The 4,792-nt window shown below is 64.5% G+C and carries 5 protein-coding genes and 1 pseudogene; 3 read left to right on the top strand and 3 right to left on the bottom strand.

Annotation, left to right across the window (positions count from 1 at the left end):
- Together HP499_RS20880 and HP499_RS20875 are read left to right on the top strand one after the other, a co-directional pair.
- A partial coding sequence (locus HP499_RS20880; RefSeq protein WP_172326040.1) for a primary-amine oxidase occupies positions 1–1,342 on the top strand: 1,342 nt, incomplete at its 5' end.
- 19 nt (positions 1,343–1,361) lie between these two features.
- Positions 1,362–1,787: pseudogene (locus HP499_RS20875) on the top strand (hypothetical protein); the annotation flags it as partial.
- 87 nt (positions 1,788–1,874) lie between these two features.
- Here HP499_RS20875 and HP499_RS20870 read toward each other — a convergent pair.
- Together HP499_RS20870 and HP499_RS20865 are read right to left on the bottom strand one after the other, a co-directional pair.
- Positions 1,875–2,768 (bottom strand): sigma-70 family RNA polymerase sigma factor, encoded by an 894-nt coding sequence (locus HP499_RS20870; RefSeq protein ID WP_172326039.1) that lies wholly within the window; start codon positions 2,766–2,768, stop codon positions 1,875–1,877.
- 17 nt (positions 2,769–2,785) lie between these two features.
- On the bottom strand, positions 2,786–3,244 hold the full coding sequence (locus tag HP499_RS20865) for a carboxymuconolactone decarboxylase family protein (RefSeq protein WP_172326038.1): 459 nt from the start codon (positions 3,242–3,244) through the stop codon (positions 2,786–2,788).
- A gap of 94 nt (positions 3,245–3,338) precedes the next feature.
- Between HP499_RS20865 and HP499_RS20860 the strand changes: the two genes are divergently transcribed.
- Positions 3,339–4,376: an alcohol dehydrogenase catalytic domain-containing protein gene (locus tag HP499_RS20860; RefSeq protein ID WP_172326037.1), complete on the top strand. Its 1,038-nt coding sequence runs from the start codon at positions 3,339–3,341 to the stop codon at positions 4,374–4,376.
- A gap of 77 nt (positions 4,377–4,453) precedes the next feature.
- Here HP499_RS20860 and HP499_RS20855 read toward each other — a convergent pair.
- Positions 4,454–4,792, bottom strand: a 339-nt coding sequence (locus HP499_RS20855; protein ID WP_172326036.1) for an aminotransferase class I/II-fold pyridoxal phosphate-dependent enzyme, incomplete at its 5' end; no start/stop codon positions are given.

Below are 4,792 nucleotides of genomic sequence, written 5' to 3'. Positions count from 1 at the left end.
GCTCACCGGCCCCCTTCGCGAAACCCAGAAGCCCATCAGCATCACCCAGCCGGAAGGCCCAAGCTTCACTGTCACCGGCGGGAACCACGTTGAGTGGGAAAAGTGGAGCGTGGACGTCGGCTTCGATGTCCGCGAAGGAGTTGTCCTCCACAACCTTGCCTTCAAGGACGGCGAGAAGAAACGCCCCATCATCAACCGTGCCTCGATTGCCGAGATGGTGGTGCCCTACGGCGATCCATCGCCCATCCGGTCCTGGCAGAACTACTTCGACACGGGTGAATACCTGGTAGGCCAGTACGCCAACTCGCTCGAACTGGGCTGCGATTGCCTGGGCGACATCACCTACCTCAGCCCCGTCATCAGCGACGCCTTCGGCAACCCCCGCGAGATCCGCAACGGCATCTGCATGCATGAAGAAGACTGGGGCATTCTCTCCAAGCACTCCGACCTCTGGAGTGGCATCAACTACACCCGCCGCAACCGCCGCCTGGTGATCTCCTTCTTCACCACCATCGGCAATTACGATTACGGCTTCTACTGGTACCTCTACCTGGACGGCACCATTGAATTCGAAGCCAAGGCTACCGGCGTCGTCTTCACCAGTGCTTTCCCGGAGGGCGGATCGGATAGCATCTCCCAGCTCGCCCCGGGCCTCGGCGCCCCCTTCCACCAGCACCTCTTCAGTGCCCGGCTGGACATGGCCATTGACGGCTTTACCAACCGCGTGGAGGAAGAAGACGTGGTCCGCCAGGCCATGGGCCCGGGCAACGAGCGTGGCAACGCGTTCTCCCGCAAGCGCACGGTCCTGGCAAAGGAATCAGAGGCAGTCCGTGAGGCCGACGCCCGCGCCGGCCTGACATGGATCATCTCCAACCCTGATTCGAAGAACCGTCTGGGTGAGCCGGTCGGCTACAAGCTTCACGCCGAGAACCAGCCCACGTTGCTGGCCGACCCCGGCTCATCCATCGCCAGGCGCGCGGCTTTCGCCACCAAGGATCTCTGGGTGACCCGGTACTCGGAGGAGGAGCGCTACCCCACGGGCGACTTCGTGAACCAGCACTCCGGTGGCGCCGGCCTACCCGCCTACGTTGCCCAGGACCGCGACCTTGATGGCCAGGACATCGTCCTCTGGCACACCTTCGGCCTCACGCACTTCCCGCGCGTGGAGGATTGGCCCATCATGCCCGTGGACACGGTGGGCTTCAAGCTCCGTCCCGAAGGCTTCTTCGATCGGAGCCCGGTCCTGGACGTGCCGGCCAACGCCTCCGGTTCGAGCTGCCACAGCGCGGCCGCAACCGAAGAGCACGGCGAACATGGCGAGTCCGCCGGGCACTGCCACTAAAGCCCGCGGGATACTCACTATGACAACAATGGCAGGACGGGTCCGGGGCTCCGGACCTGTCCTGCACCCCCGGATCTGCGCGGCCCTCACGGCGGTCTCTTGCCTGGTGCATCTGTGGCTCGCAGCGTCCGGACACCACCCAGCCTGGCTGGGCATCCTCATGATCGGCCTGGCGGCAGTCTGCATCCCGTGCACGGTTCACATTTGGCGCCACAGCCGCGTGGGCGCGCTCCATCAAGTGACCATCTCGGCCATGGCGATGGTGGGACTTCACGCCGTCCTGCTCCTCAGCGCGGGCGGTGCGGGAGGTTCCGGACACGCGCACGGCGGGGGACCGGCGTCGAACGCTGTTGGCGTTTCCGGCGCCGCCTCGCTTTTGCTGGTCATCGGACTGGAAATCACGACGGCGTTACTCGCCGCCACGCTGGTAGCCCGCCTCAGGCGGGCCAAGCCACGCGAGACCGCGGGAAACCTGCCAGTTCGTAGGGAAGTTTCCCACGAACACGCAGCTTTCCGGCTACTTGGAGTCGGCTCAGAGCGAGACCCACGTTAGCTTGTCCGGGTTGGACACCTGGCGGAGCCCTCGGATCAACCCGTCAGGGCCGGCCTCGACCTCAAGAATGTCGGCGCGGCCGTTGTGCCGGATCACCAAAGCTTCTCCGCCATTGACCCCTATGAGGCTTGCGCGGATCGGCTGCACAGGGTTGAACTCCGCAGCTTTGCCGAAGATGCCGGCAAAGAAGCGTCCGATGTTGCCCGCTCCGAAGACCGGGTTCATGGCACTCTTGACCCTGCCCCCGCCGTCGGCCCACAGGACAGCGTCCCGGTCCAGCATGGCGACCACTGTGTTGATGTCACCCAGTTCGATGGCCATTACCAGTTTCTCCAAGGCCGCACGATCCTTGGCCCGGGGAGCCGGCGCCTCAGGATCGATCTCCAGGCGGCGCTCGGCCCGCGAAATCATTTGGCGCACGGCTGCGGGGGTTTTCTCAAGGATGTCCGCAATTTCCGGGGCGGACATTGCGAAGGCGCGGTGCAACACGAGCGCCGCCCGGGCCTCAGGCGCCAGTTGCTCCGCCAAGTGCAGCAAGGCCAGGGAGAGAAGCTCCCGGTTAGCCACGGTTTCTTCCGGAAGCCGGGACGCATCCACCGGTTCAGGCAGCCAAGGGCCGGTGTACTCCTCACGCACGGTTGCCAGTTGGCGTACCCGATCAACAGAGCGGCGCACGCAGACGGTTGTCAGCCAGGCCGGCCAGGAATCCACACGGTCCGCGTCGGCTTTACGCTCCCGCTGCACAGCGTCGATCGCTACTTCCGAGACCACGTCCTCCGCATGCCCGAAGTCGCCCAGCATTCTGTAGGCGATCCCCAGGAGGCGGTTCCGTTCGCTTTGCCATGCCGACGTGGCTGACACCGCAAGAGTCATGCTGCCAACGCTACCTTTCAGACGATCGGATTCTTCTCATCCACCGGTGGCTCCATCCGGGTGCTGATGGCGATCCTGTTCCACACATTGATGGTGGAAATGGCGAGAATGAGGCCACCCATCTGGCCGTCGTCGAAATGGGTAGCGGCGGCGTTCCAAATCTCGTCCGTGACTGTCTCCGGGCCCAATTGGGTTACCGCATCGGTTAGGGCGAGGACTGCTTGCTCGCGGGCATCGAAGAACACCTTGGAATGCTGCCAGGCCGCCACCGCGTGCAGCTTCCTTTCCGGGATGCCGCGCTTCCGGCCGTCCGTGGCATGCATGTCCACGCAGAAGCCACAGCCGTTGAGGATGGAGGCGCGGAGCTTGATCAGTTCATACAGATCGGGATCCACCGATTTGCGGGCATAGCCTTCGAGTCCAATGACGGCGGCGTAGCCGAGCTTGTTGCTGCGGCCGATGTTGATGCGGGTCATGCTGACGTCCCTTCAGAGATGGTGCCTTACATCAGGGATGTCGGATTCGCCGGCCAAAGTGTGACAGGGGCAGCCGATTGTTAGAGTCAGGGGCGTGCGAGCAATAGTTTTTGATGAGGTCCGGACCCAGCCCGAAGTCAGGGAGGTCGCCAAACCGCAGGCCCCTGTTGGGGGCGTGGTGGTCAGAGTGCTGGCAACCGGTATGTGTCGCAGCGACTGGCACGCCTGGGCCGGCCACGATGACATCGCCATGCCGCACGTGCCGGGCCATGAGCTCGCGGGGGTGATCGACGCTATAGGGGAGGGCGTCCGGCACTGGAAGGTGGGCGACCGCGTCACCGTCCCCTTCGTCTGCGGGTGCGGCAACTGCGAGTGGTGCCTGGCCGGAGACGCCCAGGTCTGCCCTGACCAGCAGCAACCCGGCTTCACCCACTGGGGTTCCTTCGCCGAGTACGTGGCCCTGCACGCGGCCGACAGCAACCTGGTTGCCATTCCTGACAGCATTGAATATTCGACGGCGGCAAGTCTCGGCTGCCGCTTCGCCACGGCATACCGTGCGCTCGCAGCCCGCGCACAGGTCAAAGCCGGCGAATGGGTGACTGTAGTTGGCGCGGGAGGTGTGGGACTGAGCGCTGTGATGATCGCCAAGGCCATGGGAGCAAGGGTCATTGCCGTGGACAGGAACCCGGAAGCCTTGGCTGTGGCTGCACGGCTGGGCTCCGACCACACCGTGCTGGCTGACGGCACGGACATCCCCGCGGCGGTCAACGCCCTCTCCGGTGGAGGCAGCCACGTGGCGGTGGACGCCGTCGGAAGTGAACAGACCTGCGCAGACGCGATACTGAGCCTGCGCAGGCGGGGCCGGCACGTCCAGATCGGGTTGCTGCCGTCCATCGACGGCAACCCGCAAGTGCCCATGGCGCGGGTGATCGGTTGGGAGCTCGATCTCCTGGGCAGTCACGGCATGGCCGCTGTGGACTATCCGGGCATGATGGCCCTCATCGAACAGGGTGCGCTCCAGCCGCAGCTGCTCATTGAACGCACCATTGGCCTGGAAGAAGCAGCGGCACTATTGCCCGGCTTCGACAAGGCGAACCCCGCCGGCATGACCATGGTGGACCCTGCCCTGTAAGTCACTTCCCCCAGCGCCCAAGTAAGTAGCAGCAGAGCGCGTTTAGGCCGCGCGCTCAGAACGCGCTTAACTGCGACTTACTTGGGTGCGTCCACGGGGCGGTTCCGGTACGCGGCAAGGTAGGTGGAGATGCGGCGCACCGCTTCTTCGATGTCCTCTACTGCGGGCAGGATGACGAAGCGGAAATGGTCCGGCGTGGGCCAGTTGAACGCCGTTCCGTGGGAGATGAGGATCTTCTGCTCCTGCAGGAGTTGGAGGACGAACTTCTCGTCGCTCTCAATGGGGTAAACCTCCGGGTCCAGCTTGGGGAACAGGTACATGGCACCCGCGGCAGGGACGCAGCTGACGCCCGGAATCGCGGTGAGGAGTTTCCACGCAAGGTCCCGCTGGTCGCGGAGACGCCCGCCGGGACGAAT

It is taken from the genome of Paenarthrobacter sp. CM16, from assembly GCF_013179505.1.
Lineage (GTDB): Bacteria > Actinomycetota > Actinomycetes > Actinomycetales > Micrococcaceae > Arthrobacter.
This window is presented reverse-complemented; position numbering and strand designations above follow the sequence as displayed.

Bases quoted from the DNA above. Each gene is read 5' to 3' on its own strand.
- HP499_RS20870 (WP_172326039.1), bottom strand. From the start codon at position 2,768: ATGACTCTTGCGGTGTCAGCCACGTCGGCATGGCAAAGCGAACGGAAC.
- HP499_RS20865 (WP_172326038.1), bottom strand. From the start codon at position 3,244: ATGACCCGCATCAACATCGGCCGCAGCAACAAGCTCGGCTACGCCGCC.